The organism is Candidatus Methanoperedens sp. BLZ2, from assembly GCF_002487355.1.
Taxonomy (GTDB): Archaea; Halobacteriota; Methanosarcinia; order Methanosarcinales; family Methanoperedenaceae; genus Methanoperedens.
On the sequence record NZ_NTMG01000038.1, the window covers coordinates 1 to 26,504 of the forward strand.

The following is a 26,504-nucleotide window of genomic DNA, read 5'->3' on the forward strand; positions in this document are numbered from 1 at the left end:
ACGTAAGTTCCCCTCACGGGTTGCGAGGACTCGTAGGAAGCCCCAGCCCGAAAGAGTGGGGTAGTTCACGGATTTTCTATCAAAGACGGTTTTTCCTTCGTAATCTATGCTTTTGGATACAAACCAACTTTATAATCCCTAACGATATTGAAAACCTTTTTTTATTATATTGACTTTCGCATGATGTGGACCCTCATTATATTGGAATGCTCGTTCTATAGGAGGTTACAATCACCCTTATATTCATGAAACTCATATGAACTTGCTTGCTTAACTACATCATCGTGTTTAATTTCACAACTTCACTTTTGATGTAGTTAAGTAATCAAAACACCTATTATTATGAAAAATTATGAATAATAATCTGCTTATTTAAATACTTTAAAGTTTTTAAATTCTTATATTCTTTCGTTTGGGTAAAGGTCTAATTATTCTTTGAAATATTGTGTGATTATTAAACTCTATCCTGGTTATCCTGTGGTACGGGATATACGCATCTTCCACGATCCCCTGAAGAACCAGAAATGACTTCCCAATACTCTTGATCATGCTGCCATTTACTACTTTTAGATCTCCCGGAGCACCCCTGTGGATATAATAAATCATACATTTTGAAAGATCGAACCTCCATTTTATCTCATTAAATATATCCCTCGGATGTTTTGATCGGAACATAAAATAAAATCTCAATAGAATCTCTTTACATGATATTATGACAGGCGGTAAGATAAGAGTAAGTTTTGGAACTAAATGATGATAAAATTATTTACGTCATGATGGATTATACATACGAAAAGATGAATAATAATAACATCATGATGAGAATTATCTTGACCAAAGCTTATATATCACGAATAACCATTATGAATATGGAGAACTGAATGCGAATAGGTGTTTACATCTGCCATTGCGGGTCAAATATTGCAGGGACTATAGACGTTGAAGAGGTCAGAAAACACGCCTCTATGCTAAAGGATGTGGTTGTAGCCCGTGACATACAATTTGCATGCGGGGATTCGGGGCAGGAACAGGTAAAAAAGGATATCCTTGAAGAAAAACTTGACCGGATAGTTATGGCTGCATGCTCCCCACGCCTACATGAGGTCACATTCAGGCGCGTGCTTGAACAATCCGGTCTCAATAAGCACTTTCTTGAAATGGTAAATATCAGGGAGCAGGGCTCCTGGGTTCATACAAACAAGAACGGGTTGGCAACGCAGAAGGTAAAGGAATTAGTGGCTATGGGGGTTGCAAGAGTAGCGCTTCTTTCCCCACTTGAAAAGAGGACAGTTCCTGCAAATAAGGATGTCCTTGTGATAGGCGCAGGAGTGGCAGGTATCGAGGCTGCATTGACCCTTGCAAATATGGGGGTCAAAGTCCACCTCGTTGAGAGAGAACCAACAATCGGAGGGAAAATGGCCCTTATGAATGAGGTTTTTCCCAATAATGATTGTTCCCTGTGCGTTCTTGCTCCTAAGATGTCTGATGTCCAGAACAATCCAAATATCACGCTCTACACAAATTCTGAAATAACTGGGGTAAGGGGAAGGGCAGGAAATTACCTGATAACAGGTGTGACAAAACCGCGGTATGTTGACCCCAGGAAATGCAAAGGCTGCATCGATATCTGCGCAAAAGTCTGCCCGATTGATGTTCCCAACCAGTTCGATTACGGGATAGGCGCGCGAAAATCCATATATATTCCCTTTGCCCAGGCTGTTCCTCTTGTAGCCTGCATTGATAAGAACTGCGTTGGCTGCGACCTGTGCAGGCTTGCATGTCCTGCTGAAGCAGTGGATTTTACCCAGAAAACCGAAGATTTCAAGTTCGATGTCGGAGCCATTATAGTTGCTACAGGATACCAGCCGTTTGATGCAGCAAGAAAGGAAGAATACGGATACGGACGATATAAAAATGTTGTAACCAACCTTGAAGTTGAACGAATGCTAAGCGCCGCAGGCCCCACGCATGGAAGAGTGGTATCGCCATCCACAGGAGAAGATATAAAAAGTGCGGCTTTTATCCTTTGTGTGGGCTCGCGTGACGAACAGGTGGGAAACCCTTATTGCTCCAAGGTGTGCTGTATGGCTTCGATAAAAAATGCCATGAAACTTGCTGAAAAATATCCCGATGCAAGGATATCGATACATTACATCGACATACGCGCGGGTGGAGAGATGTATGAGGAATACTACAAACGGGCACAGGAACTGGGCGTAACATTTGTTCGCGGGCGGGTTGCTGAAGTTGAGGAATCAGATGGAAAAACAATAATTCATTATGAAGATACTCTTTCTGGTGAGAAATGCAGCGACATCACAGACTTAGTCGTGCTTGCCATAGGTATGGAAGCTGATAAAGATTCCAGGCAAATAGGGAAAATGCTGAACCTCTCCACGCGTCCTGACCGGTTCTTCCAGAGCGCCCATCCAAAAATGCGCCCGGTGGAAACGCACACGAAAGGTATTTTCATTGCAGGATGCGCAAGCGGTCCCAAGGAAATACAGGTATCGATCGAACAGGGCACTGCAGCTGCTGCGAAAGCATTAAGTCTTCTTTATAAAGGAGAAATTGATATAGAACCAGCGAGTGCTTATGTTATCCCCGACCTGTGCGACGGGTGCGGAATATGTGAAAAAATATGCGATTTCGGACGCATCAAGGTGACAGACAGGAAAGCAAGCGTTGATGAAGTAGCATGCCGGGGATGCGGAGCATGCACAGCAGCCTGTCCGAATGGCGCTATCCAGATCAGGAATTATACGGATGAACAGATCCTGTCGCAAATAACAGAGGCAACAAAAGAGGGCAGCGAATTCCCATTAATTGTCGGGTTCCTGTGCCATTGGTGCAGTTATGCGGCAGCTGACCTGGCAGGAAGCCTGCGAATCCAGTATCCGACCAACATCCGGAACATCAGGGTATTATGTGCAGGAAGGATCAACCCGTCTTTTGTCCTTGAAGCCCTGCGAAGAGGAGCGGATGGTGTTCTTGTTTCAGGATGCAGGCTGGGGGAATGCCATTATACTATCGGGAACATTTGTGCAGTCCAGAGGATGAACGTACTTGGAAAGATACTTGTTGACCTTGGGTTTGATGAGCGGCGTTTCCGCGTGGCATGGATAGCAGCAAGCGAAGGTCTGAAGTTTGCCGGAATAGTGGAGGACTTCGTAAAGCAGTTAAAAGAAATAGGACCAATAGGCAGCGAGCTTAAGCAGGAGTAGCATGAGCGAAGAAGAACTCAATGTTACAGTGGAAAGCGATGTCAGAGATTCGCATTTTCTCTTCACCCAGAAAACAGTGAAATCAAAAAAACTCCTTGATTATGATTACAAACGCTGCAATGGCTGCGGTTTATGTATCCAGGTATGCCCCAAAAAAGCAATTGAGCCCGGGCCGCTTATAGAAATAGCCACAGGACTGGACGCACCGCCTGTTATCATTGACCATACCAGATGTTCTTTTTGCGGTATGTGCGCCGCATTCTGCCCTGTCAGGTCGATCAGGATGAACATTAATGATAAAGACATTCTTGAGCTTGCAGAGTTTCCGCATCTTGATTCGAAAGTTGTGTTCAACGATAAATGTCTTCCCTGCCTGATATGTGAAAAATCATGCCCGGAAGAAGCTATCAGTATTGATCTGGCATTTGCGAAAAAAGAGATACTTGCGCCATTCAAAGAGGGAAAGACCGGAGAGATCATAGTGGACATGGAAAAATGCACATTATGCGGCGCCTGTGCGGTGTTGTGCCCTGCTTTTATTCTTGTTGAGAAAAAAGCAAAAGCAGATGACCTCATGCCTTTTGAGGATCTTGTTGTTGATAAGGCAAAATGTGATTACTGCGGCATCTGTGTGCCCTTCTGTCCTGAAGATGCAATAAAAGTAAAGGGAGATTTTAACGACGAAGAAATTAAAAAAATTGCTCCCGAAATCACAGGTACCATCAAAGTGGATAATGATAAATGCACCCGTTGCGGCTGGTGTGAGGCGGTATGCCCGTACGATGCGGCACATGTTTCAAAACCATTTGAGGGCGAAATAGAGCTGATTGATGAAAAACTCAAAGGCTGCGACCCTGTTGGCTGCCACGGTTGTTTTAATGTCTGTCCTTCGAAAGCATGGATCATCCCGAAGGATAAGAAAATAGATGTAGTAAAGGATTTTTGCACCTACTGCGGCGCCTGTGAGAAAGCATGTCATGTTGAAGCAATAGGAGTAAAGCGAAAATTAGCAAAATATACACCTGTAACCGATACAGCCTGGTCAGAAGACTGGAAAAAAGCGATTGCAAGCCTGACCACACAAGAGAGAGGACGTCCTGATGTATCGCGCTCGCTGCATGTGGAAAAAGAAGAAAAGAAAGTTGAACCTGCAATAGTAAAGCCTGTTATTGATCCGGTGTTAAGGAAACTTGTGGATGAAAGGATTGAAAAAATGTCATCAATTCTTGGAAACAAACAGGTAAGGCATGCATGGGAAAGAAAAGACGCTGAGACGGCATTGGCGGAAATAAAGAAACGGATGAAAAAAGATGAACAATAATTGATTCTTTAATTGTATTGATCGCCTGATGATGATTCTTCAGGCTTCTCAAGCCGAATTTCCAAAGACCAGCAAATAGTTATATGGTCCGGCATACGATTGTTCAAGGATCTTAAATCCATTTGTAAAACATATATCGATTACCTCTTTTTCATCAAATCGTTCTTCAAAGGGAGGGCCAATTTCCATTTCAATTTTTTCCCAGTCTATGATCATTAGCCGGCCTTTATTTGTAATAACACGTTTTACTTCTTTTAATATGGACAACTTATCTCCAAGCTCATGAAAAACATTGACCATTAAAAGTATGTCTACAGAATCATCGGGAAGCGGGATAAAAGATTCTTCTGAGAGCAGGGTTTGAATGTTTGTAATTTTTTCTTTTTTTATTTTATCCAGAAGGATGTCAAGCATTTCCTGCTGGATATCCAGTGCGAATACCTTTTTAACACGCTTTGATGCTGGAATGGAAAAAAATCCTGTGCCGCAACCCAGATCTGCAATTACCATTTCTCCTGTCAGTTCCAACTTGTCAAGAATAATTTCCGGATTTAAGATTTGATTTCTTTCAGGATCATCAAGAATACCAGCTTTTTTAACATCGAATTTATGAACCATATTCTTATTAAAGATGAACGTGTATATGCTTAATGATTTCTCTATAGGGAAACAGAACTTCTGCAACCGGATCAGAGTTGATAATTAACGATTCATTTATATGACTTATTCTAAATATCATTTAAATAACGAAGATTATTTATAGGGTGAAAATACATTATAGATATTGTGTGATGGATCATTTTAATTGCAATATGTGAATTGATTATATATCCAGAAGCATAGAGGTAAAATAATATGAGGATTCGAGTAGTAAGTTCAAAAGAAGAAATTGAAACATTAGGGGCTGGGGAAAAAATAATTCATCTTGCTTTCAGGCCATCAAATAAAGATATTTTTGCATTGGTGCAAACATGCCCGAACGTTAAAGCAATTCATGTACCAAGCTCGTACATCAAGACCATTTCAGGTTCAACAAGGATGTTCCTGGAAATGCAGGGAATTTCCCTTCTTGAAGGAGATGTCTGGGGACACAGGAAAGACATCAATGAATATTCGGAAGTCAAACCAGCAGTATTCGAACGGATGGAAGAGCTTAAATCCGAAGGTTTGTCAGAATCAGCGGTGCTTGACAGGCTTGGAAGAGAAACACGCCTAAGTAAAGATCTATTAAAATTCCTGTTAAAAGAAAAGGGTAAAAAGAAATAAAAAATCTTTAAACCTTTTTTTCTATTTTTATCATCTTTTTTTGTATTTCATCAAGCAATTGCTCATCGCTTTTGCCTTCGGTTGCAATTCCAAGATCTTTTGCCATAGTTTTGATCTTAGAGGATGAAATTTCAGCAGGTTTACTTTCTTTGCCGGGTTTATTGATATCACTTAATTCATTCTCGATCTCATTCTTTCCTTTTTTGAATTCACCTGTTGCCTTGCCAAGTGACCTGGCAAGCTCAGGGATCTTGCTCGCACCAAACAGTACGATTATTATTACAGCGATTAATGCTATTTCAATTGGACTGAATGCCATAATTATCCTGCAATATTTGAGGGGATTTTTGTTTCTTTTGATCTGACCTTTAATCGTATCTCTTCAACAAGCTGCTCGCTGGTCTTGTTTTTTACATCCAGGCCCATTTCAATTGCTAAATTGTGGATCTTTGTATCTTTCTCATCCATTGGTTCGCCAACTTTTTTAATTTCTCGTTCGGTTTCCATTTGCGCTTTCTTGAATTCACCAGTTGCTTTTCCCAGCGATCTGGCTAATTCCGGAATTTTATCCGGTCCGAAAAAAATTATAGCTAATACTAATATCACAATCATTTCAGAAGGTCCGATTAGTCCCATAAATATTAATGTTATTTGTTCAACACTTAAATCTTTGCATTAAGTGGAGTCCATCCAAAAATGGCTATAACTACTAAATATAAGTTACATAACAAGTTTTGTTTCCCTGATTATAAATGGAAAACCCTGTTCTTGAGGCGACTTTGAAAGGATATGCTTAAGTTTTTCTATCTGCTTGCCTGTTAATCTCTTCAATCTGCCTGGCTGCTTTTTGCTGTATTTTCTTGATAGCCCTTCTGACTGAAGGCGGATAAGCCAATCAAGAACAGTTGTTAGTGGATATTTTAAGGAAGAGCCGATTTCATCAAATAAGCTGGGATTGTATTTACAATTTACGGAAATATTAGTAATATGCTATAAGACTTTACCATCCTCTTGCCTGGAGAACTTCCTTATCAGATAAACTCCTTATATCAATACCTTTCATTACACCGCCAAGCCCCTTTGATATCCTGGCAAGCTCGGAAGCGTTATCATAATTATTGACAGCTTCGACAATTGCAGAAGCCATCTTTTCGGGATTTTCTGCCTTAAAGATCCCCGAACCTACAAAAACACCATCTGCCCCAAGCCGCATCATTAGAGCCGCGTCTGCCGGCGTAGCTATTCCGCCAGCTGCGAAGTTCACGACAGGAAGTCTCTGGAGCTGTGCAGTCTCTTTTACAAGCTCAATTGGCGCTTCTATTTTCCGGGCAACTGCTATCAATTCCTCCGAATCTTTGCCTTTTAGCTCCCGTACGGTACCCATGATGGCACGCATGTGCCGGACTGCTTCTTTCACATCGCCAGTTCCGGCTTCACCTTTTGTTCGTATCATCGCTGCGCCTTCGTTGATCCTTCGAAGTGCTTCTCCGAGGTCCCGGGCTCCGCAAACGAAAGGTATTGTGAATTTTGTTTTATCGATATGGTACATCTCATCTGCCGGTGTAAGAACCTCAGACTCATCTATCATGTCGACGCCGAGTGCTTCAATAATTTCAGCCTCAACAAAATGCCCTATCCTTGCTTTTGCCATAACAGGTATGGTCACAGCATCAATAATTGCCGCAATAACCTGCGGGTCAGCCATCCTGGCAACTCCCCCGGATTTTCGTATGTCCGCAGGAACCTGGTGCAGCGCCATGACAGCCACAGCGCCGGCTTTTTCTGCAATATGTGCTTCTTCGGGTGTTGTGACATCCATAATAACGCCGCCTTTTTGCATTTTTGCAAAACCACGTTTTAAAAGTTCAGTACCGTGTCTGAGATTTTCAAGTTGCATAACGTCCTAACTTCTTAATTATATCAGATATACTTTGCGCCGTTTTTAAATTGCAGATATTTTCATCTCGATCACTCTCCATAAAGTGTTGCTATTTTATTTTTCAAACTCCTGCCAGTCTACACTTATGACATCAAGGGAATTGAGAATCACGTAAAGCATCTCTATTTGCTTACCTGTAAACCCTTTTTTGAGTAGTCTTACTCTCTCATTTCTGGATTCAAGTATTACCATGTAGATCACTTCCCTCAAATTGTACCCCATTACGGTATTATTGGGTATAATAGGGTAATGAATCACTAAATACTTTGCGGTATTATGGATAACGTATAATATGGCTAAAATCAAAACGAGTATTGCTCTTGATGAGGATTTATTAAAATGGATGGATACACAGATTGAAAAAAGGCGATTTGCAAATAGAACTCATGCTATCGAATTTGCCCTCCAGCAATTAATTGAGAATGAAAAGCCCCTTGCACGAACGGTTTATGTTAAGCCATCCCAGGACTCAAGCCTGGCGGTGGCTGAAAGCCATGGTAAAGTATATCAAAGAAAAAATGAGTGAACCGTTATGTTGAGAAATGTTTTTATCGGGGTTCTTATTTTTTGTAATTTCCTTCTCCAGATGCCTGAAAGCATCCAGCAAGAACTCTCAAAGATTCATTCAAAAAAATCTCACCTGATATTATTGCATCATTATTCGTGCCAGTTTACTATCCAGGTTTAAATAAATGTCTATATCGAAAGCCTCATACATAATTGAATTAATTTTGATACACAATGGCGAAGGACTCAATAGGCGTAATATTCGGAAAGACAAGTTCAACAAGCTTCAGGTTTGCTGTTTCTGACAGCCTGGCAACAAGGAGAGCTGACTATATCAAGGTCTGGCATGAATCGGATGGCTGGGCGCTTGCACAGGTGTCAACGATCACAAGTTCAAGCGAAGATTTCTCAGTAGAAGAAGCTGTGGACGCTGCTGAGGGCACATCAAAAATAGGCGATATGGATGAACATATTATCGCTGATGCTACAGTAATAGGTGTGCGGGATAAGGACGGTGTGCTTCGCGTCCCAAAATCACCTTTCAGTCCGGGTGATAAAATCTTCAAGGCAGATGATGTCCTGATAAAACAGACGCTTGGTCTTATGCGCGGGGATGTTTATATCGGGCTTCTTGACGGGCAAAGTGTCCGGGTAAATCTTGATGCAAATAACCTTGTGCAGAAACATTGCAGCATCCTTGCAAAAACAGGGGCAGGTAAATCCTATACAGGAGGCGTAATTCTTGAAGAGCTTCTCGATAAGGGCGTTCCACTTCTGATCATCGACCCTCACGGGGAATATGCAACACTTAAACTTCCGAATGATGATAAACCTTCATCTTTTGAACGGTACGGGATAACGCCAAAAGGGTATGCGTCGCAGGTAACCGTTTATACTCCGGCGAATAATGTACTGAATCCTTCTGCGGATTCTCTTTTCAGGTTAAACGGCATTAATCTCAGTATAAAGGAATTATCGCAGTTTTTCTCTGATGAACGGTCCCAGAACGAGACCGGAATTTTGTTCGAGGCGGTCTCAAAACTAAAAGTTGAAAAACAGAATTATACTATTGATGATATAATATTTGAAGTAGGACAGAATAAGAGCAAAGCCAAATGGAATGTGATCAATAAGCTTGAAACGCTTCGGGAAACCGGGATTCTTGCAGATAAGGCAACTACCATCAACGAGCTTGTGCAGGATGGACGGGCTTCGATAATCGATATGAAAGGCGTTAATCCGGACCTCCAGGCTATGATCGTGGCGAAATTATGTGCTGATATTTTCGATGCAAGAAAACTCAATACCGTTCCCCCGTGCATGCTTGTAATTGAAGAAGCGCATAATTTCTGTCCTGAAAAAGGATTTGAAAGAACTGTCAGCACAGATATTCTTCGAACGATCGCTTCCGAAGGGCGAAAATTCGGGCTTGGGCTCATGGTTGTTTCGCAGCGTCCTGCCCGTGTTGACAAGAATATCCTTTCGCAATGCAATACACAGATCATAATGAAAGTGACAAACCCAAATGACTTGAAGGCCATCAGCAAAGGTCTTGAAGGTATAGGCTCGGATGTTGAAGATGATATCAAAAGCCTTTCACCTGGTGTGGCGATGATCGTAAGCACTTACATCGAGCGCCCCATTCTTGTTGATATAAGGACGCGAAAAAGCAAACACGGTGGAGCAAGTGTTCCAGTCGTCAAAGATCCCCTTGATCAAACTCCAGGGACAAGAGTTGTATCGACAGGAATTGATGATAAATCGAGATCGATTATGGACTCAAAAATGTCGGATATTGCAAGACCTGTTAATGACCCTCAGATTATTGGTAATCCAAAGACAATTATTGATTCCCAAAAGATGATTGACAATGCAAGGAATATTATCGAATCTCCCAGGGCTATTATTAATAAGGCTAAAACAATTATCGAAACAAAAATAGAAACAAAAAAGACCGAACAGCCCCAGCAACATGAAGAGATCAAAGAGCAAATAGAGCGAAAGAAGGGAAAACGCGAAACAAGTATTTATCGCAAAATGTTCGGATCGAGGAAGAAATGACAACTTTAATGGAAATGGCACACTCCGGGATAGTAACAAAAGAGATAAAAAGCGTAGCGGCAAAAGAAGGGGTTGATGCCGGGACTGTAAGAAAACTTCTTGCTCAGGGGTTAATTGTCATCCCCCGGAATTTGAAGAGCAGATCAGAGGCGATTGGCATAGGTAAAATGATGCGGACAAAGATTAACGCCAATGTGGGTACATCCAGGGATAATGTTGATATTGAAGTTGAAGTTGAAAAGGCTTTGACAGCAGAAAAATACGGTGCAGATACCATAATGGACTTATCCACTGGAGGAGACCTTGACCTTATCCGCAGGCGTATTATGGATTCAGTGAGCGTACCTGTAGGTTCTGTCCCCATATACCAGGCTGCGGGCGAAAGTATTGAGAATATGACTTCTGATGACATGTTCAATGCAGTAAGGAAACATGCGCAAGATGGAATTGATTTTGTCACGATACATGCAGGCGTAACATTATCCTCATTTGAGCGCCTGAAAAACAGCGACAGGATACTTGATGTAGTGAGCCGCGGGGGTGCTTTTACTATATCCTGGATGGAACATAATAACATGGAAAACCCTTTTTATTCTGAATATGATTACCTTCTGGAAATTGCCAGGGAATACGAATTGACCATAAGCCTTGGCGATGGCATGCGCCCCGGCTGTATAAACGATGCATCGGACAGGGCAAAATTCGAGGAATTCATAATCCTTGGTGAACTTGTAAAAAGATCACGGGCAGCGGGTGTACAGACAATTGTTGAAGGTCCGGGTCATGTTCCTGTTGATGAGATCGGACTTTCCGTAACTGCAATGAAGCACCTCACAGGAAATGCACCCATTTATCTTCTTGGTCCTCTTGTCACTGATATCGCGCCTGGATATGACCACATTACAGCCGCCATCGGCGGGACGGTCGCAGGAATGCATGGCGCGGATTTCCTGTGCATGACCACGCCTGCCGAGCATCTGGCCCTCCCCGGTGTTGAGGATATTAAAGAAGGAACCATCGTCACAAAAATTGCGGCGCATGCTGCCGATCTTACAAAGGATGGGGTCAGGGAACGGGCGCGCGCCCATGACCGCAAGATGGCGCTTTCGCGGCGCGACCTTGACTGGAACGGGCAGTTCAGGAATGCAATAGACCCGGATAAAGCAAAAGAGATACACGCAAGAAGCAAGAACGTGGATACATGCAGCATGTGCGGGGAATTGTGCTCGATCAAGATGATGAGGAAAGTGATGAAAAAATAACTTTTCAAAATTAAGATATCCTCCTACGGGCGATCGGTCTTGCGATAACAGGCCCTATAGGTGGTGTGTACTATTATACGAGGATAAGTATATCCGAAGAATTTAATAGTAATACCCAGAAATATATGTGTTTTTTATATGTTAGAAAAACCCTCATAAAATATAAAATAAGTAACCGTAAAACATATTAGTAAGGAAAACTTATGATACATAAGAGTTGGAGTTTGTGTTGGTTCAGGGGAATTTGTAGTACTTCACGACTCAATTTTCATGATAATTAATTCAATGCCAGCATGACATAGTTACTATAAATCGACAAGGGAGGAAATGAATTATGGGGAATAAGGAAATTTTAATCGGAATAGGAATATTTGTAATACTTCTGGCGCTGGCGGGGCAAGGAAGCGCGCATTTTGCGTATTCAGGCACAAATTGCAGTTTTTGCCACTCGCCGTCTCCACCCACATTAAATGCAAATGGTATTTTCTTTGAAGATAATCACAAATTTGATGGCCTGACAGAACCGATAACATCAGCTGCGAGTTGTACTAACTGCCATACAAATTTAACAACTGCTTTTCTTCCGCTAACGTCTAATGGTTCTTTTTATAACAGTACGCACAGGTACAATGATACCACGTTAGCTTCAGCAAGGCTTGCACCACCAGCCTGTTCTAATTGTCATGTGGATGTCAATGCCGGTGATTTCACTTTTATCTCTGGCGCTCCGGCAACGTATCTGAAATCAACAACATGCGAAAACTGCCACAGGCTCAAGTTCGATAACTGGCGTGGCACAATGCACCGCGTAATGTTGACAGATAACAGCACTGCCCAGGACATGGGCCTTCCAACTCCACCGAATTTAACCTGGACGAATATGTCCTATGTGATAGTGGGAAAACAGGAAATGAGATACCTGAACGAATCCGGATATTTGTTCAAGAGATTCTTTGCTGAAAACGGGACATCTATGGATTATGGCCCCAGCCAGTATACATGCGGGCGTTGCCATACTACAGGGTATAATGCAAGCAATGGTAATCAGAGCGGCCTTCCGGGTATAGTGGGGACATGGAGTGAGCCTGGCATTGCATGCGAGAGATGCCACGGCCCTGCAGGCAACGGACATCAGGTAGAAGCTAATGTGTCTGAACAGCTATGCCTGGAGTGCCATAACGGTTCAACGAGGCAGGGGCTATTCCTGTCAAGTGCCCATTCACCGCCGCTTAAAGCACCTGCAACATGCCTCAGGTGTCATTCTCCGTTCGATTATGCCAGGAATAGAACTGTAACAAGCACTACAGCTATAAATGTAGTATGCGCAAATTGCCACAATTCCCATAATACAAGCGATGACAAGTATAGAGAGCTATTCTCGCCCGGAGGTTTCAATCAAACCTCATATGCCGATGTAAAGGATGCAAAGAACAGCTTATTTAATTCAACTGCCAGCAGGCTTCTTGTTACAGGCGGCCCAACAGGTACTCTGACCTCAGAAAAGGATGTCTATGATACTCTCAATACTCCAGCACTGATACCGACCGACAGAATTGATGATAGCTACCCCGGACCAATAGAAGTGACAGGTCCGATCTCAGAAGTACTCTGCTCCAATTGCCATTATGAACATGGATTGTCTCATATAGCTGAAGTGAACCTGACACATGCGAGGTTAAATTATCCAGGATTAGGACTTCAGCCTGCTACATGCACCGACTGCCACATGTCAGGTACCCAGAAGAATCACTCCTTTAATGTAAAGGATGAAGTGAACTTCCCATCAAAGACCTGTTCGCGCGGCACAGAATGCCATGTAACAAGTGATCAGAATTTGAACCATAGTATATTTTCACTGGTCCCTGAGGTAAATGAATGGAGGCAAAGCTTACACAATGAAAAAGCGAATGGTGGTTTTTACATCAACAGCACCGGTGTTCCGAGGGAAAGAGAAAGCTCTTGCAGCAAATGCCACTCACCGTCCAACTGGAACCCCTTAAATGAAAGAGCAATGGTATCTGCGGATGATTTTAATGGTATTACATGTGCAGTTTGCCATAACATCCACGACATGGGCGACTGGCTTAATAAGACCGGAAAGGCCTATGCATGGTATAATAGAGACGCGATCCCGGTATATAATGCAACTAATGCCATAACCAGATACAAAGCAAACTATTCCATGATGGCAAACACAACAGAGTTATGTGGCAACTGTCATTCGAATGATAATCCCAGAATTTACAGGGCAGGACCCGGCTGGAACAATACAAATGATACAACGCCAATACTACCGCACGGCTGGCCGGCAAAGGATATCTTTGTTGGCTCATGGAAGCAGACAAACCTGGCATTCGAATGTATTTCTTGCCACATGGCAACAAAGGTAACCGACCCGATGAATTTGACCGAGATGGTGCTGCCTGACAGCCAGAAGGTGAAAGGTCATTCTTTCAAAGTGAACGTTTCTTTATTGCAGAGCAACACTACCTGCGCAGGGTGCCACACAACCGGGATCCAACCTGGTAATTTAAGTACCACAATCGAGAAAATACAGGCAGATACCCATGCAAAGTGGAATGCCACAAACACGACGGTAATGGATGCATTGGGAACAATTAATGCCTTTACAGGTGAGAAGAACCAGAGCCGTAATATGATCGCTGATGCGTACTGGAAGCTACAGATGGTGTCATCAGAAGGAAGCTGGGGTGTGCATAATCCAGTGAAAGTAAACAATATGCTCAATGAATCCTCAACTGAGGCAAATGATGCCGTACAAGCTCTTGGGTTAACAGGGCCAGGAAATCTAAGCATAACAAGCTTTTCTCCGACAACGCCAACAGTGATTGAGGTTGTTGGAGGTCCCACCAGAACATTTAACATTACGGTTAACCAGGCCGTGAACGTATCCTGGCAGATTAATGAGACGGAAGTAACCAATGAAACAAATGTAACTGCATCGTCATATTCCAATTCCAGCGCAGCCCAGGGCACATGGAATGTGACTGCTGTTGCTCAGAATGCCAATGGAAGTGCGATGCAAAAATGGACCTGGGTTGTTAATCCGATACCTGTCCCAACTCCAGATTTCATCGCTAACCTCTCAGGCAGTGAGGAAGTACCACCAGTTGTCACACAGGCCCGGGGCCAGGCCACATTTATCCTCAACAATGACACTGTGCACTTCACTGTGGTCGTATCCAATATAATGAATGCCACAGCATCACACATCCATCTTGCACCGGCAGGTCAGAATGGCCCGGTAGTGGCATTACTTTATCCCGGACCAACGAAAACAGACAGCTTCGACGGCGTACTTGCGCAGGGCAATATCACGGCAGAAAATCTGACAGGTCCACTTGAAGGAATGCCTCTTAGCGCTCTGATAGATAATATGACGGCTGGTAATACATATGCTAATGTGCATACTGTTCAGAACCCCGGAGGCGAGATTCGGGGACAGATAAAAACAGTAGTACCAGTGACCCAGGAATTCAACATCTCAGGATTCAAGATCGATAACAATGGAACGGGTCTTGCGAACTGGAATATCATCCTGACAAGACCAGATAGCACAGTCATGAACAATATAACAGATGCGAGCGGCATGTACCAGTTCATGAATTTGTCAAACGGCACATATACTGTCGCAGAACAGATGCAGCCAGGATGGACAAATGTATCTGCGATGCCTGTGCAAGTCACTATAAACGGTGCAGATGTGATGAATCAGAACATCACTAACAGGCAGGTGCAGCCAGGAGAAACATTCAAGATTTCGGGATTCAAGCTCGATAGCAACGGAACGGGTCTTGCGAACTGGACCATCATGTTAACAAAACCAGATAGTACAGTCCAGAACAGTGTAACCGATGCCAGCGGCATGTACCAGTTCATGAATTTGCCCGGCGGCACATATACTGTTGCAGAACAGATGCAGCCGGGATGGACAAACGTATCTGCGATGTCTATGCAAGTCACCATCGCAGGTTCGGACATGATGAACCGGAACTTCACAAATGCAATGATATCCCAGCAACCAAATGTAACATCCTTCGAGCTAACACCCGGTAAAACTGCTGCACTGAAAGGAAGCACCATAACCATAACAATAAAAGCTCTAAATGCTAATGTAACAGATACGACCTTTAATGGAATGGCGAATATAACTGTTAATGCAAGCAAGAATGCAAGCGCTGTAATATATCAGCCAAACGTAACATTCAGCAATGGGATAGCTATCCTGCCAGTGACTTCAAATATGGCTCAGTTCGTAACGGTTACAGCAACAAACGGCAGCATAACAGGCAGCACAGAGATCGCATTCGCAGATATGGTATTTGACCTGGATCCGGGTTGGAATTTAATATCTGTCCCGAACTTCGCAGATCCGGGCAGTGTTGGCCTGATACTGAAGAACGTGAAGAACAACGGAGTTGCCGGATACGATCCTGGAAATAAGACCTTCTCCACGCCCGCTGACCTGCAACCCCTGTATGGGTACTGGATCAATGTTACTGCACCCAACCAGAGTATTGGATTCATTGCAGATACGAATATCAGATCCGTACCGCCAAGCAGGGACCTCTTTGAAGGCTGGAATCTTATCGGGGTCGTTGCAAGTAAGCAGGAGCAGAATAGAGAACTGGACGCAGGCCTGCTTTTCCAGCCCCTCCAGGCAGGTGGAAAACCGCTGTATTCATACCTGATATCCTATAAGAATCCCCACAGGACTTACACTGTCGGCGATGATCTGACAGCTCGTACACCATTGAATAAGGGACAGGGATACTGGCTCTTTATGAATACATTGACCGGTACAAACAAGGACAGCCTGGTTTGGGGAGGAAAGCCATGGCTGCCTAATTAAATAAATAAAGAAAAGGGAATAATATAATCCCTTTTCTAATTTTTTGGTGATACCGAAAATGAAAAAAAATAATCTAAGCTAAACCCCAGGCACCACATAAATCCCTTTTGCAGTTTTAACGATATTGACCTCATTCCCCAGCTCCACGCTCAGAAATTCCGGCCTTTTGATAGTAACCGACTCATAAGTTTCAGGGTCCATGACCTGTATCGTGCTTTCCTCATCCGCAACCAGTACTGCGGGAATTGCATCGAGTCTCCTGCTCAATTTCTTTACGACTATCAGATCATTGAAATTTTCCATGAACCTTTTTCCGGTTTCAAGGTCGAAGGCGCTCACATGCTTTCCACAGTTTTGGATTTTAATAACTTTTTCCCCACTCTTATAATATCCCCCTTCACGAATTCCAAGAGACGAAGAGCGATGCCTCCTGATAATGAGAGCGATCTCTATACAACAGATGATGAACATGTTCGTCGTGGGTGGAGGAAGTATGCCTGTATCAGTACAAGTTGCTTTTGCGAGTGGTGTAACAGGTGCATTCTTTCTGCGATCATCACAGTGCCTGCAATTATTGTTTCGGCAATGCGGAGGAAGGGGAATATGGGTGGCGGGAATGGTTTATAAAATCTCATCATTTAACTTTTAAACTAATACAAGAGAAAATATATAGTTCCAAAAACAAATTTAAGTAATTATGTCATATGTTAAAATCCAGCGGAGTATTTTTCAGCCAATCGAGGATATGATCAAGATCGGATTATACAGGGATGAGCAGGAAGCCATATCTTCACTTGTTCATGATCAGGCGAAATATAAACTGGAACAATACCATAAAAAAATAGAAAATATGGAAAATAAGTATCATATGGATTTTTCCGATTTCGAAACTAAGATAAAAGCTGCCAGTGAAGAGAATTTTGAAGAATGGGATGACTATATTTTGTGGGAAAGTTATGTCAAAGCATATCAGTACTGGAGTAAACTTGCATGACAGTATCACATATAATTGTGATACTATCCGAATGCGACTTTATTGATAATTTCAAAATACTTGATATCAATATAGAACCACCGGTCCAATCGATAAAAGCCAGAGCATATTTTAAGAATGGTCAAATGCTTCAGATAACAGAAAGTATCGGAGCAGATTTCAGGAGATATTCATATCATCTGCAAGAAGGGGTCAGAATAATCAAGCGATGGGACAATGCCCCACACTGGAAAAATGTTAGGACATATCCGTTCCATGCACATGTTGATGATCAAAAAGAACCAGTAGAATCAAAAGAGATGTTTGTAAGTGATGTTATTGCAGAGATTAAGAGGATTTGTGGTTATTGAACTCGAAATAAATATCAAGGCACAACAAAAATCCCCTTGGCGGTTTTAACGATATTGACTTCATTCCCCGGCTCTGCACTCAGGAATTCCGGCCTTTTGATGGTAACTGACTCATAAGTTTCAGGGTCCATGACCTGTATCGTGCTTCCCTCATCCGCAACCAGTACCGCGGGAACCGCATCCAGTCTCCTGCTTAATTTCTTTACGTCTATCAGGTCATTGAAATTTTCCATGAACCTTTTTCCTGTTTCAAGGTCGAGGCCGCTCACATGCTTTCCGCAGTTCTGGACTTCAATGACTTTATCTCCAACGCTTATAATATCCCCTTTGACGAATTCAGGAAGCCGAAGGGCGAACGTGATCCGGTAAAGGTCTACGCCGTTCTTCTGTCCCACGAGCTTGGGAAATTCCAGGAATTTTCCTCCGAAAACTTCAATGATCGCCCTGCAAATCTGCTTTCCGAGCTTCATTGAGCCCACATAAAAATCAATGCCTTCTTCAAGATCAAGAGTTTGTGAAATGAATGCAAGCCTGTCGCCCTTTTCCCGTGAGCGTTCTGAAACATCTTTCGCGATCTGTGTGCATTTTTTAAGTTCTTCACTCGTCGGGAGGCGTTTATCCGCGCGTATCTGGACAATGCCCTCAAAATAACCCCCGGATATCCTGCTGCACGTATCGCAGGTCTCCCAGCTGATCCTCATCTCCGTATCAAGCGAAGATTCGACCGATGCATCCTTGATTTTAGCGCTTGCATCTACATGTACCCTGTATCTTGAATAATCAAGGAACTTTGGTGTTATTGTCAATTTCAGGTCATCAGCATCGTTGTCTATTTTTAGTGACTCATTTACACATTCCCGGACGGTCTTTTCCTCATCCTCCCTTGATGACCATCGACCTTTCTTGAACACGGAACCGCAAGTCCGGCATATGCGCGAATAAAGGACTGCGGGGCACTCGATCAGGGTCCTGTTTCCCGTGAAGCATTCCAGGCATATGTTTTCAAAAAAAACATCCGTATCTTTACCGCATTTTGGACAGAATAAAGTTGCCATTATATTTTTCCTAAAGTACTTCTTGTCGCAGCGCTTACGCTGCTTTTGGAATTATTGTTGGGTTTCCATCCCAGCTGCTGCAATTTTTCTATGGAAAGAAGCATTTTTGGCACATCTCCTTTCCAGCCGCGCTTCCCGCCTGTATATGTGAATTTAACATCTTTTAATCCCATTTCTTTAACGATCAACTCGCCAATTCCGGTTGAATTTATTGTATCATTTGAACCGATATTGAATATATTTGCCATTTCATGGCTGTTCTCAACTGCAAATAAAATAGCATCCACACAATCAGAAACATGGATATAAGATTTTCGCTGCTGCCCGTCACCAAGTATCTCAAGAGTTTCCGGATTTTTCCTGAGCTTGTTAATGAAATCTATTATTATCCCGTGTGTTCCCCGCTCGCCCACGATATTTGCAAAACGGAATATCCAGGATCTCATATCAAATGTATGGCAATATGAAGTGATGAGCGCTTCACATGCAAGTTTTGAGGCGCCGTATAATGATATCGGGACAAGAGGCCCGTAATTTTCAGGTGTGGGTATAATTGATGCCTCGCCATATACTGTTGATGTGGATGTAAAAACAATATTTTGCTGCTTATTCATCCTCATCGCTTCAAGCAGGTTATAGGTAACGATGATATTCTGCTCAAGATGGACTTTTGTATTTTGCGCCCCAAGGCGCACATCGGGATTTGCCGCAAGATGATATATGAAATCAGCGCCTTTGATGGCGTGTGTTAGTTTTTCAAGTTCCAGCATATCGAGTTTAACGAATTTGAAATTTTTATCAGGAATATGATGTTCAAGAAACTCCATTTTCCCGGAACTCAGGTTATCAATAACTGTGACTTCATTTCCGCCTGTCAGTAATTTGTCTACTACATGGCTTCCGATGAAACCCGCTCCTCCTGTTACTATTATTTTATGCATTATATTATGACCTCAATTCAATTATGTGCTAAAGTTGGGGTTTGGAAGGATAAATATTTTGGGGGATAGCAAGAAGGTTTCAAATTGTGGGGTGTTTATCCCAGAATAATAATATAATAAACTTTTTGATGGAAGTTCAATTTACATATATCTCTGATTGATATAAAATACTACACTATTAATATATAATACTCACAAAAAGTACAAAAGTGAGAAAATATGAATCAAAAAAATGAGTCTACAAATTGCCAAGACAATATTGAACATCTTTTAGAAAGTGTCTGAAAAATAGATATACAAAACAAAATCCGGGCACTTTTTAGTAATCAGCACAACCTGAAATCTTATGCTATAATTTTTGGGAATCATTCTCATGTTTCTGATAATGTCAACGTATTTATATCGCTTAATTGCATCCATATTATGGGAGGTAAGTGAATGTTATTTGTACTATGGTTCAAGTGGAATCCGGAGACTACATCAAAACTCATGGAACTTTGGAAAGAATTTAAATATCCAGATGAAGTGAAATTGATTAACAGGTATCTCTTGATAGGCAGGCATATCTCTGTGGCAATATTTGATGCCCCAAACGAAGAAGCAATACTAAAGATAACCTATCCATTTAGAGAAATCGGCGTGCCCCATATAGCTCCTGCATTACCGCTTGAAGAAGCATTAGAAATTATGGACAGAATGTAGGTAGATTTTTTATTTATTTCTTTTTTACGCCCTACATAAACTATCGCAGGCGAGCGTGTTAAGGTTTGATACAGCCTATAATCTGACTTATGAATCGAAAGCTCCGAGCCTTCATTATACTACCAATCCAGAGCGCCCCCGAGTTTTTTGCGCTTGTAGCTAATGTAAAGGATTAACATTAAGATACAGTCGGCACCTTTGCGTTTTCGCTTCCCTGGCTTGATGTTCTGGTTGAGGCTAAAAAGATTCGTTGGATCATATTTGTTTTTCAGCGCAGTGAGCCGTTTGTACTTTGCTTCACCATAAGCAGCCCTGACCCGTTTCTCTCCTTCATTGCCCAGGAAGTTAACATAAACCCCGCCTGTCGAGAATGGTTCTGTGGATGCGAAGAACTCATGTGTCCACCGGATGTGCTCATCAGATTCCAGCGGGTCTGACCACACTGCATTGATATTGATAGAGCATAGGCCATCCCGGTCTCCAAAGGCTGTCTCATCCCTGTCGACGCGGCTCAAGGCGCCCCCAAGGTGAGATACAACCGTGCAGGACAGCGGCGATCGAGTACTCCAGGCATGGGGTAAGATAATTTAATTTCTATCTGGATCGTGCCATTTAAACAGCAATAAATTATTTATATGATGATGGCCACTAATATATTGGGGATAATTATGAGAGTTAGTGAAATAATAGAAGAATTCATTCCGTGTAAAGTATGTGGAAATAGTGATCTGGAAAATTTTTATTTCCATGTTTCAGTGGATAAGGGTCAGCCATATGTAAAATGCTGTGAATGCGAAGAGGATTACTATTCCACAAGCGCCAGGAAAATTTTAGAACGTGCCGATGAATCAAGGAAGGCAAAAACGGAATCAAGAATAACCTTTAAGGAAAGAACTGGTATCAGTTTCAACGACCAACAGCCTGTACATCCTCTTGTTAAAGTATTGGCACAGATGTAGAACGAAAAGTAACTATAACTCAAGACCAGTTGAATGATTGGCGATGGTGCTAATATAGAATACTGGTTTTACACTTGGGGGGAGGTTAAGGTTACTTTGGAAATACTCTTCCTATACCGATGTTGGGAGCAGGGTTTTCGGGAGTTCTTGAGCCAATCCTCTCCTCCATTATGTCTTTGTGCTGATAACAGGCATTAACATTTTTGCTTTATCGATCACAACATCAACAATAGAAGGCCTTGTCGATGAAAATGCCTGCTCAATAGCGCTATCAAGCTCTTCAGGACGCTCTACCCTGAAACCCTCTCCTCCGCATGATATTGCAAAATCAGCAAAGTCAGGGTTAATAAATTCAATCCCGAATGCCTTATAACCGTACATCTCCTGCTCTTTTTTTATATTCTTTAACATACCATCGTTGAATATTATCACTTTAACAGGCAATTTGTTAAAAACAGCAGTCGTGAAATCCGCCATCAACATGGCAAATCCACCATCACCTGTAATGCAGATGACCTGCCTGTCAGGATAAATAAGCTGGCCTGCCATGCTTGCTGGAAAAGCAAAAGCCATGCTTCCCATATTTGAGGAGAATAACGTTTGTTCACCATCACACAGGTATCTTTTATAAAACCAGTAGGTATGATCTCCACTGTCTACAGTTATGAGAGCATCTTTCTTTGCGTGTTTTTTTATTGCCTGGATGACATAACCAGGAGAAACTGGTACTGAGGTATCCATGGCATCTTTTTTAATATCAGCCAACTGTTCCTCCTTTAGTTTTCCTATATGTTCAAAGTACTCTTTATCCGGGATTTTCCTGCTCACCTTTTTCTCAAGTTCTCCCAGAGCAAGCTTTGCATCCCCTTCCATACCCACTTTTACAGGGAAACTTTTACCAAGATGCACGCCGTTGATATCTATCTGGATCACAGGAATACCATGCAATAGATTCTTTTCTCTGAAACTTGAACCCGCGATAATGATTAGATCTGATTTTGTTACGGCCTGTGCAGCGCATAATGTCCCAAGAGACCCAAGAACACCAACTGCAAGGGGATGTGTTTCAGGGATCACTCCTTTTGCGCGTGAGGTTGTGGCTATGGGGGATTTGATCTTTTCGGCTAATCTTATGGCTTCTTCCCTTGCATCCCTTGCTCCCCAACCAATAAAGAGAAGCGGTTTCTTGCTTTTATTGATCGTGATAGATGCGGAATCGATGTCTGTGTCTGACGGGACAATACCCGTTTTAAAAATATGTTCATCCGGCAGCCATATCTTATCGTCTGATTTTTCAGAAAGAATATCAGTAGGCAGGCTTAACATCGCTGCGCCCCTGTGGGAATATGCATTCTTAAGCGCCATGATCGTTGCCCTGATCGCCTGTTTTGGCTTTGCTATAGTCTCGTGATAAACTGTAAAAGGGGCAAATATTTCTATCTCGTCTATTTCCTGGAGATGCTCACTTCCAAGCAGCACCTGTGATATCTGGCCCACAAGCGCAAGTGCAGGAGCCCCATCTGCTGTGGCATCCACAAGGCCCGTGATCAGGTTTGTTGCCCCCGGACCTGCGATAGATAAACAAGCAGCCACTTCCCCGGTGAGCTTTCCGTATGCTCCTGCCATAAAAGCCGCTGTCCCCTCATGTCTTGTGAGAATGAATCTGATATTGTTCTGCTTCCTGATAGATTCCACAAGCGGGAGATTCGAGTCTCCGGGAATACCAAAAACAAATTTTACGCCTGTAGCTGCAAGTTGTTCGATTATCTTGTCAGCTACTGTTGTTATAACTTGCGCTTTTTCAATTGTATTTTCTTTCACTCTGTTTCCCCCTTTCAAACATTGGAAATGAAAGATTATATACTTTGTCTTGATATTCCTGCCAGGCGCCCTGAAATAATGGCAGGGACAGCCCCTATCGCAGTACAGGTTTCAAGTGATACGCCTTTTGAAGTAATATCCAGATGATATTGCGCCATCTCAAACAGATCAGACGGAAGTCCTTTATGTCCTAATCCAATAAGGAAAAGAAATGATCTTTTCCTGGTTATTTGTTCAACAAGTGCAGGGAGTGCTATCTCTTTTTTCTTGTAAGGGTGTGAAGTTGTTACGACAGGAGAGCCAAACTGCGGCTGAAACCCTTTTTCAGGCAGGTCAAATACGAAAAACCTGCCAGTCCCGAATAGCTCTGCAAGATATTTTCCTGAGCCGCCGATAGTTGTTTTGTCTTTTACAAAATTCATAAGTTCTTCTGCGCTCATCTTGAAAGGGAAATCAAAAAGCGCTAGATTGAAACCGAAAGCATAAGCGATAGGCGCTGCCCTTGCAATACTGCGGTAATGAGCTTCATGTATCTTTATTTTATCATAGGTATTCACAATTCCAAGAGTTAGCATACCTGGTTAATAGTAAAATCAAAATACTTGAAAGTTATGTATAATCTAAAAATGCTCCTGAAAAATAAAATAATCCTTTTTGTAAAGATATCAGCGGCCTTGATATTATTATTGATAGCATTTTCAGTATTTGCCGGGGCTGTTAATAATAAAATTTCTCCTCAGGTTGAATCACTCATGCTAACTCATGAGAAAGTGCCAGTGATAATAGTGCTCAAAGATAAACCTGTAATTCCAATTAAATCAAAAGAATTGACAATAAATTCAATGAAAAATCATGCTTCAAGCAGCCAGCAGCAGCTTGTTGGTTTCTTGAAAGATGAAAAGGTGAAGGGAAAGGCCGATAAAATAAAACAATTCTGGATCGTTAATTCGATAGCGGTGAACGCATCACCAGGGGTTATCAAGGCTATTTCAATAAGGGATGATGTTGATAGTATAGAACTTGATTCCGAAATTCATATCCTTGAAGATTCTTCTCTTTCAACCCGGGTCACACAGGGGCAGATAGACAGCGCAACAAATGCAATAAAACAGGTCAATGCAACAAATGCCTGGGAAACCGGGATTGACGGCACGGGCATAAACGTCTCTGTTCTTGATACAGGGATATATGCGGCGCATCCTGATATCGTGGGAAGGATCATAAAAGGATACGATTTTGTCAATAATGATAACGATCCTGCGGATGACGACGGTCACGGAACACACGTTGCCGGGACAGTGGGTGGGAATGGCGCTGGCGGGACGACGACAGGTGTGGCTCCGAATGTGAGTTTGCTCATAGCCAAGGTATGCAATAGCGGTGGATGGTGTTTTAATAGCGATATAGTAGATGCAATTCAATGGTCGGTTGAGAATGGCGCCGATATTATCAGTATGTCGCTTGGAGATACTGCACGCTCCAATACGATACATCTGGCGATCAATAATGCAATAAATATGGAAGTCGTGGTGATAGCAGCAGCAGGGAACGACGGTCCAAATCCGGGAACAATAAATTATCCGGGGGGAGAAAAAAATGTAATTGCGGCTGGAGCTGTTGATGGCTCTGATGTAATAGCTTATTTCAGCAGCAGAGGACCTATCACTGTGGATGGGGAAGTGCTGACAAAACCGGATGTAAGTGCTCCAGGTATCAATATCATTTCATTGTATTATCTTTCAAATGGATATACAATAAAGTCAGGTACCTCCATGGCAACTCCCCATGTATCCGGCGCTGCTGCTCTACTCTTGCAAGCTGCGAGACAACTTGGAACAACTCTTTCACCTGCGCAGATAAAAAGCATACTTGAAAATACATCAGTAGATAAGGGATTGGCAGGAAAAGACAATAATTACGGTGCAGGCAGGATTGATGTATTTGCAGCGATAGAATCACTGGTCCCACCTCCTCTGGGTTTCATTAACGGTACAGTGATGGACAGTGTTGATAAAACAGGTATTGCAGAAGTGATGATCTCCACTAATACCAGCATCTCAACAATGACTGATGCAACCGGGTTCTATTCATTTGCCCTTACCCCGGGTACATATAATCTTACGGCGACATTCCTGCCGACATATTATACAAATAGAACGATCATGGTATCGCCAGTAATAAACGCTGAAGTCGTTCAGGATATTGAACTTTTGAAGAAGCCAACAGGTAACATTAGCGGAACGATAACTATTTAGTGCCTTATTACTTAATCAGAATAACTAAAAAATGAGACTGTGAGAGTATGAACCTTAAAGATTTTCTTTCCCGGAATAATACTGATCCTAAATTATCAGAATTGATACTTTTTTTTGCCGAAAATGGACAAACAATAAAGAGCGGATTCCTGAAAAGCCAGAATAAAGCTGGCACACATAATATATATGGCGAAGAGCAGATGGCTCTTGATAAATGGGCAGACGATGTCCTCATAAACGGATTGAAGAAAACCAGGCTGGTGCGCTATATTGCAACAGAAGAGCAGCCCGGGATCATTGAAATCGATAATCCGAAGAACCAGTTCGGGGTTGTCATTGATCCTCTTGATGGTTCTTCACTGATCGATGTGAATCTTGCTGTCGGGACAATTATCGGCATTTATCCGGGGACTGTTCTTGATATGGGTAAAAACATGATCGCTGCTATGTATATTCTATATGGTCCCCTTACAACGCTTACTTTTACAACAGGAAATGGTGTACATGATTTTGTAATGGATGAAAAAGGCGATTTCCACCTGACAGCAGAAAATATTAAGATGCCTGATGGGAAAATATATGCGCCAGGGGCTCTTCGCAAGGATTACCTGCCAGCGCATGCCAGATTTATCGAAATCCTTGAAAAGGATGGTTATAAACTGCGATTCAGCGGCTCTTTTGTGGCTGACATGCACCAGATACTCCACAAGGGCGGAATGTTCACATATCCCGGCATTAAAGGGAAGGAAAAAGGAAAGCTGCGGCTGCTTTTTGAAGCAAACCCGATGGGGAAGATAATAACGGAAGCAGGCGGTGCGGTAAGTAACGGGAAAATAGATATCCTGTCTATCAAGCCGGATGTAATTGATTATATTACTCCGATCTATGCGGGCGGAAAAAAAGAGATCGGTTTGATTAACAGGTATATGAATGAAATTTAACCAGAGCTGTTGTGAAAGAACATTGATGACACG

General features: G+C 42.4%; 25 protein-coding genes. 13 read left to right on the plus strand and 12 right to left on the minus strand.

What is annotated here, in order from left to right; translation table 11 throughout:
- Window positions 1-390: 390 nt before the first annotated feature.
- Complete coding sequence (locus CL181_RS06225; protein WP_097298441.1) at window positions 391-675, minus strand: DUF504 domain-containing protein; 285 nt, start codon at window positions 673-675, stop codon at window positions 391-393.
- A gap of 206 nt (window positions 676-881) precedes the next feature.
- On the opposite strand from CL181_RS06225, the gene hdrA2 reads away from it, so the two are divergent.
- Complete coding sequence (gene hdrA2, locus CL181_RS06230; RefSeq protein ID WP_097298442.1) at window positions 882-3,224, plus strand: CoB-CoM heterodisulfide reductase HdrA2; 2,343 nt, start codon at window positions 882-884, stop codon at window positions 3,222-3,224.
- Window position 3,225: 1 nt separating this feature from the next.
- Entirely contained in the window at window positions 3,226-4,545 is a 1,320-nt protein-coding gene (locus CL181_RS06235; protein ID WP_097298443.1) for a 4Fe-4S binding protein, read from the plus strand.
- 48 nt (window positions 4,546-4,593) lie between these two features.
- On the opposite strand, the gene CL181_RS06240 is transcribed toward CL181_RS06235, so the two are convergent.
- Window positions 4,594-5,163: a class I SAM-dependent methyltransferase gene (locus CL181_RS06240; RefSeq protein ID WP_097298444.1), complete on the minus strand. Its 570-nt coding sequence runs from the start codon at window positions 5,161-5,163 to the stop codon at window positions 4,594-4,596.
- 237 nt (window positions 5,164-5,400) lie between these two features.
- Between CL181_RS06240 and CL181_RS06245 the strand changes: the two genes are divergently transcribed.
- Window positions 5,401-5,811 carry a DUF1699 family protein gene (locus tag CL181_RS06245; protein WP_097298445.1) on the plus strand — a complete coding sequence of 137 codons (411 nt, stop codon included), beginning with the start codon at window positions 5,401-5,403 and terminating at the stop codon, window positions 5,809-5,811.
- Window positions 5,812-5,818: 7 nt separating this feature from the next.
- On the opposite strand, the gene tatA is transcribed toward CL181_RS06245, so the two are convergent.
- The 4 genes from tatA to CL181_RS20200 all read right to left on the minus strand — a co-directional run bounded on the left by tatA (window position 5,819) and on the right by CL181_RS20200 (window position 7,942).
- Window positions 5,819-6,130 carry a twin-arginine translocase TatA/TatE family subunit gene (tatA, locus tag CL181_RS06250; protein WP_097298446.1) on the minus strand — a complete coding sequence of 104 codons (312 nt, stop codon included), beginning with the start codon at window positions 6,128-6,130 and terminating at the stop codon, window positions 5,819-5,821.
- A 2-nt stretch (window positions 6,131-6,132) separates the two neighbouring features.
- Window positions 6,133-6,447 (minus strand): twin-arginine translocase TatA/TatE family subunit, encoded by a 315-nt coding sequence (locus CL181_RS06255; RefSeq protein WP_097298447.1) that lies wholly within the window; start codon window positions 6,445-6,447, stop codon window positions 6,133-6,135.
- Window positions 6,448-6,811: 364 nt separating this feature from the next.
- Entirely contained in the window at window positions 6,812-7,708 is an 897-nt protein-coding gene (pdxS, locus tag CL181_RS06260; RefSeq protein WP_097298448.1) for a pyridoxal 5'-phosphate synthase lyase subunit PdxS, read from the minus strand.
- Between the two features lie 96 nt (window positions 7,709-7,804).
- A complete protein-coding gene (locus tag CL181_RS20200; RefSeq protein ID WP_176505095.1) occupies window positions 7,805-7,942 on the minus strand; it encodes a hypothetical protein in 138 nt (45 codons plus the stop codon).
- 100 nt (window positions 7,943-8,042) lie between these two features.
- Here CL181_RS20200 and CL181_RS06265 point away from each other — a divergent pair, with 100 nt between their 5' ends.
- The 4 genes from CL181_RS06265 (at window position 8,043) to CL181_RS06280 (ending at window position 16,453) form a co-directional block, all read left to right on the plus strand.
- A complete protein-coding gene (locus tag CL181_RS06265; RefSeq protein ID WP_097298449.1) occupies window positions 8,043-8,276 on the plus strand; it encodes a ribbon-helix-helix domain-containing protein in 234 nt (77 codons plus the stop codon).
- A gap of 215 nt (window positions 8,277-8,491) precedes the next feature.
- Entirely contained in the window at window positions 8,492-10,318 is a 1,827-nt protein-coding gene (locus tag CL181_RS06270) for an ATP-binding protein (protein WP_097298450.1), read from the plus strand.
- Window positions 10,315-11,580 (plus strand): phosphomethylpyrimidine synthase ThiC, encoded by a 1,266-nt coding sequence (gene thiC, locus CL181_RS06275; RefSeq protein WP_097298451.1) that lies wholly within the window; start codon window positions 10,315-10,317, stop codon window positions 11,578-11,580. The genes CL181_RS06270 and thiC overlap by 4 nt, the downstream gene beginning before the upstream one ends.
- Window positions 11,581-11,914: 334 nt before the next feature.
- The gene (locus CL181_RS06280) at window positions 11,915-16,453 is read left to right on the plus strand and encodes an ammonia-forming cytochrome c nitrite reductase subunit c552 (protein ID WP_097298452.1); all 4,539 of its coding nucleotides are present in this window, start codon (window positions 11,915-11,917) and stop codon (window positions 16,451-16,453) included.
- Between the two features lie 78 nt (window positions 16,454-16,531).
- Here CL181_RS06280 and CL181_RS06285 read toward each other — a convergent pair whose 3' ends face one another.
- Window positions 16,532-16,792 (minus strand): hypothetical protein, encoded by a 261-nt coding sequence (locus CL181_RS06285; protein WP_141398814.1) that lies wholly within the window; start codon window positions 16,790-16,792, stop codon window positions 16,532-16,534.
- Window positions 16,793-17,150: 358 nt separating this feature from the next.
- Between CL181_RS06285 and CL181_RS06290 the strand changes: the two genes are divergently transcribed.
- A complete protein-coding gene (locus CL181_RS06290; RefSeq protein ID WP_097298454.1) occupies window positions 17,151-17,447 on the plus strand; it encodes a hypothetical protein in 297 nt (98 codons plus the stop codon).
- Window positions 17,444-17,797: a DUF6516 family protein gene (locus tag CL181_RS06295; RefSeq protein ID WP_097298455.1), complete on the plus strand. Its 354-nt coding sequence runs from the start codon at window positions 17,444-17,446 to the stop codon at window positions 17,795-17,797. Before CL181_RS06290 ends, CL181_RS06295 begins: the two co-directional genes overlap by 4 nt.
- A 14-nt stretch (window positions 17,798-17,811) precedes the next feature.
- On the opposite strand, the gene CL181_RS06300 is transcribed toward CL181_RS06295, so the two are convergent.
- Complete coding sequence (locus CL181_RS06300; protein WP_097298456.1) at window positions 17,812-18,852, minus strand: 60S ribosomal export protein NMD3; 1,041 nt, start codon at window positions 18,850-18,852, stop codon at window positions 17,812-17,814.
- Window positions 18,852-19,793: an NAD-dependent epimerase/dehydratase family protein gene (locus CL181_RS06305; protein ID WP_097298457.1), complete on the minus strand. Its 942-nt coding sequence runs from the start codon at window positions 19,791-19,793 to the stop codon at window positions 18,852-18,854. Before CL181_RS06305 ends, CL181_RS06300 begins: the two co-directional genes overlap by 1 nt.
- Before the next feature lie 438 nt (window positions 19,794-20,231).
- Between CL181_RS06305 and CL181_RS06310 the strand changes: the two genes are divergently transcribed.
- Complete coding sequence (locus CL181_RS06310; protein ID WP_097298458.1) at window positions 20,232-20,495, plus strand: DUF3303 domain-containing protein; 264 nt, start codon at window positions 20,232-20,234, stop codon at window positions 20,493-20,495.
- Window positions 20,496-20,614: 119 nt separating this feature from the next.
- Here CL181_RS06310 and CL181_RS06315 read toward each other — a convergent pair whose 3' ends face one another.
- Window positions 20,615-21,010 (minus strand): BBE domain-containing protein, encoded by a 396-nt coding sequence (locus tag CL181_RS06315; protein ID WP_217993106.1) that lies wholly within the window; start codon window positions 21,008-21,010, stop codon window positions 20,615-20,617.
- 153 nt (window positions 21,011-21,163) lie between these two features.
- Between CL181_RS06315 and CL181_RS06320 the strand changes: the two genes are divergently transcribed.
- Window positions 21,164-21,454, plus strand: a complete 291-nt coding sequence (locus CL181_RS06320) for a hypothetical protein (RefSeq protein ID WP_141398815.1) — start codon at window positions 21,164-21,166, stop codon at window positions 21,452-21,454.
- A gap of 168 nt (window positions 21,455-21,622) precedes the next feature.
- On the opposite strand, the gene CL181_RS06325 is transcribed toward CL181_RS06320, so the two are convergent.
- Window positions 21,623-23,275: a thiamine pyrophosphate-binding protein gene (locus CL181_RS06325; RefSeq protein WP_141398816.1), complete on the minus strand. Its 1,653-nt coding sequence runs from the start codon at window positions 23,273-23,275 to the stop codon at window positions 21,623-21,625.
- Window positions 23,276-23,310: 35 nt separating this feature from the next.
- Complete coding sequence (locus CL181_RS06330) at window positions 23,311-23,850, minus strand: DUF531 domain-containing protein (RefSeq protein ID WP_097298462.1); 540 nt, start codon at window positions 23,848-23,850, stop codon at window positions 23,311-23,313.
- A 51-nt stretch (window positions 23,851-23,901) separates the two neighbouring features.
- On the opposite strand from CL181_RS06330, the gene CL181_RS06335 reads away from it, so the two are divergent.
- Both CL181_RS06335 and CL181_RS06340 read left to right on the plus strand, forming a co-directional pair.
- On the plus strand, window positions 23,902-25,530 hold the full coding sequence (locus tag CL181_RS06335) for a S8 family serine peptidase (RefSeq protein ID WP_176505096.1): 1,629 nt from the start codon (window positions 23,902-23,904) through the stop codon (window positions 25,528-25,530).
- 47 nt (window positions 25,531-25,577) lie between these two features.
- The gene (locus CL181_RS06340) at window positions 25,578-26,471 is read left to right on the plus strand and encodes a class 1 fructose-bisphosphatase (protein ID WP_097298464.1); all 894 of its coding nucleotides are present in this window, start codon (window positions 25,578-25,580) and stop codon (window positions 26,469-26,471) included.
- Window positions 26,472-26,504 lie beyond the last annotated feature (33 nt).

Excerpts from the sequence above, each read along its gene's own strand:
- CL181_RS06255 (WP_097298447.1), bottom strand. The coding sequence starts at position 6,447 with ATGGGACTAATCGGACCTTCTGAAATGATTGTGATATTAGTATTAGCT.
- CL181_RS06265 (WP_097298449.1), top strand. The coding sequence starts at position 8,043 with ATGGCTAAAATCAAAACGAGTATTGCTCTTGATGAGGATTTATTAAAA.
- CL181_RS06270 (WP_097298450.1), top strand. The coding sequence starts at position 8,492 with ATGGCGAAGGACTCAATAGGCGTAATATTCGGAAAGACAAGTTCAACA.
- hdrA2 (WP_097298442.1), top strand. The coding sequence starts at position 882 with ATGCGAATAGGTGTTTACATCTGCCATTGCGGGTCAAATATTGCAGGG.
- CL181_RS06300 (WP_097298456.1), bottom strand. The coding sequence starts at position 18,852 with ATGGCAACTTTATTCTGTCCAAAATGCGGTAAAGATACGGATGTTTTT.
- CL181_RS06330 (WP_097298462.1), bottom strand. The coding sequence starts at position 23,850 with ATGCTAACTCTTGGAATTGTGAATACCTATGATAAAATAAAGATACAT.
- CL181_RS06280 (WP_097298452.1), top strand. The coding sequence starts at position 11,915 with ATGGGGAATAAGGAAATTTTAATCGGAATAGGAATATTTGTAATACTT.
- CL181_RS06335 (WP_176505096.1), top strand. The coding sequence starts at position 23,902 with ATGCTCCTGAAAAATAAAATAATCCTTTTTGTAAAGATATCAGCGGCC.
- CL181_RS06245 (WP_097298445.1), top strand. The coding sequence starts at position 5,401 with ATGAGGATTCGAGTAGTAAGTTCAAAAGAAGAAATTGAAACATTAGGG.
- CL181_RS06320 (WP_141398815.1), top strand. The coding sequence starts at position 21,164 with ATGAGAGTTAGTGAAATAATAGAAGAATTCATTCCGTGTAAAGTATGT.
- CL181_RS06310 (WP_097298458.1), top strand. The coding sequence starts at position 20,232 with ATGTTATTTGTACTATGGTTCAAGTGGAATCCGGAGACTACATCAAAA.
- CL181_RS06290 (WP_097298454.1), top strand. The coding sequence starts at position 17,151 with ATGTCATATGTTAAAATCCAGCGGAGTATTTTTCAGCCAATCGAGGAT.
- thiC (WP_097298451.1), top strand. The coding sequence starts at position 10,315 with ATGACAACTTTAATGGAAATGGCACACTCCGGGATAGTAACAAAAGAG.
- CL181_RS06235 (WP_097298443.1), top strand. The coding sequence starts at position 3,226 with ATGAGCGAAGAAGAACTCAATGTTACAGTGGAAAGCGATGTCAGAGAT.
- pdxS (WP_097298448.1), bottom strand. The coding sequence starts at position 7,708 with ATGCAACTTGAAAATCTCAGACACGGTACTGAACTTTTAAAACGTGGT.
- CL181_RS06295 (WP_097298455.1), top strand. The coding sequence starts at position 17,444 with ATGACAGTATCACATATAATTGTGATACTATCCGAATGCGACTTTATT.
- CL181_RS06340 (WP_097298464.1), top strand. The coding sequence starts at position 25,578 with ATGAACCTTAAAGATTTTCTTTCCCGGAATAATACTGATCCTAAATTA.
- CL181_RS06225 (WP_097298441.1), bottom strand. The coding sequence starts at position 675 with ATGTTCCGATCAAAACATCCGAGGGATATATTTAATGAGATAAAATGG.
- CL181_RS06305 (WP_097298457.1), bottom strand. The coding sequence starts at position 19,793 with ATGCATAAAATAATAGTAACAGGAGGAGCGGGTTTCATCGGAAGCCAT.
- CL181_RS06240 (WP_097298444.1), bottom strand. The coding sequence starts at position 5,163 with ATGGTTCATAAATTCGATGTTAAAAAAGCTGGTATTCTTGATGATCCT.
- tatA (WP_097298446.1), bottom strand. The coding sequence starts at position 6,130 with ATGGCATTCAGTCCAATTGAAATAGCATTAATCGCTGTAATAATAATC.
- CL181_RS20200 (WP_176505095.1), bottom strand. The coding sequence starts at position 7,942 with ATGGTAATACTTGAATCCAGAAATGAGAGAGTAAGACTACTCAAAAAA.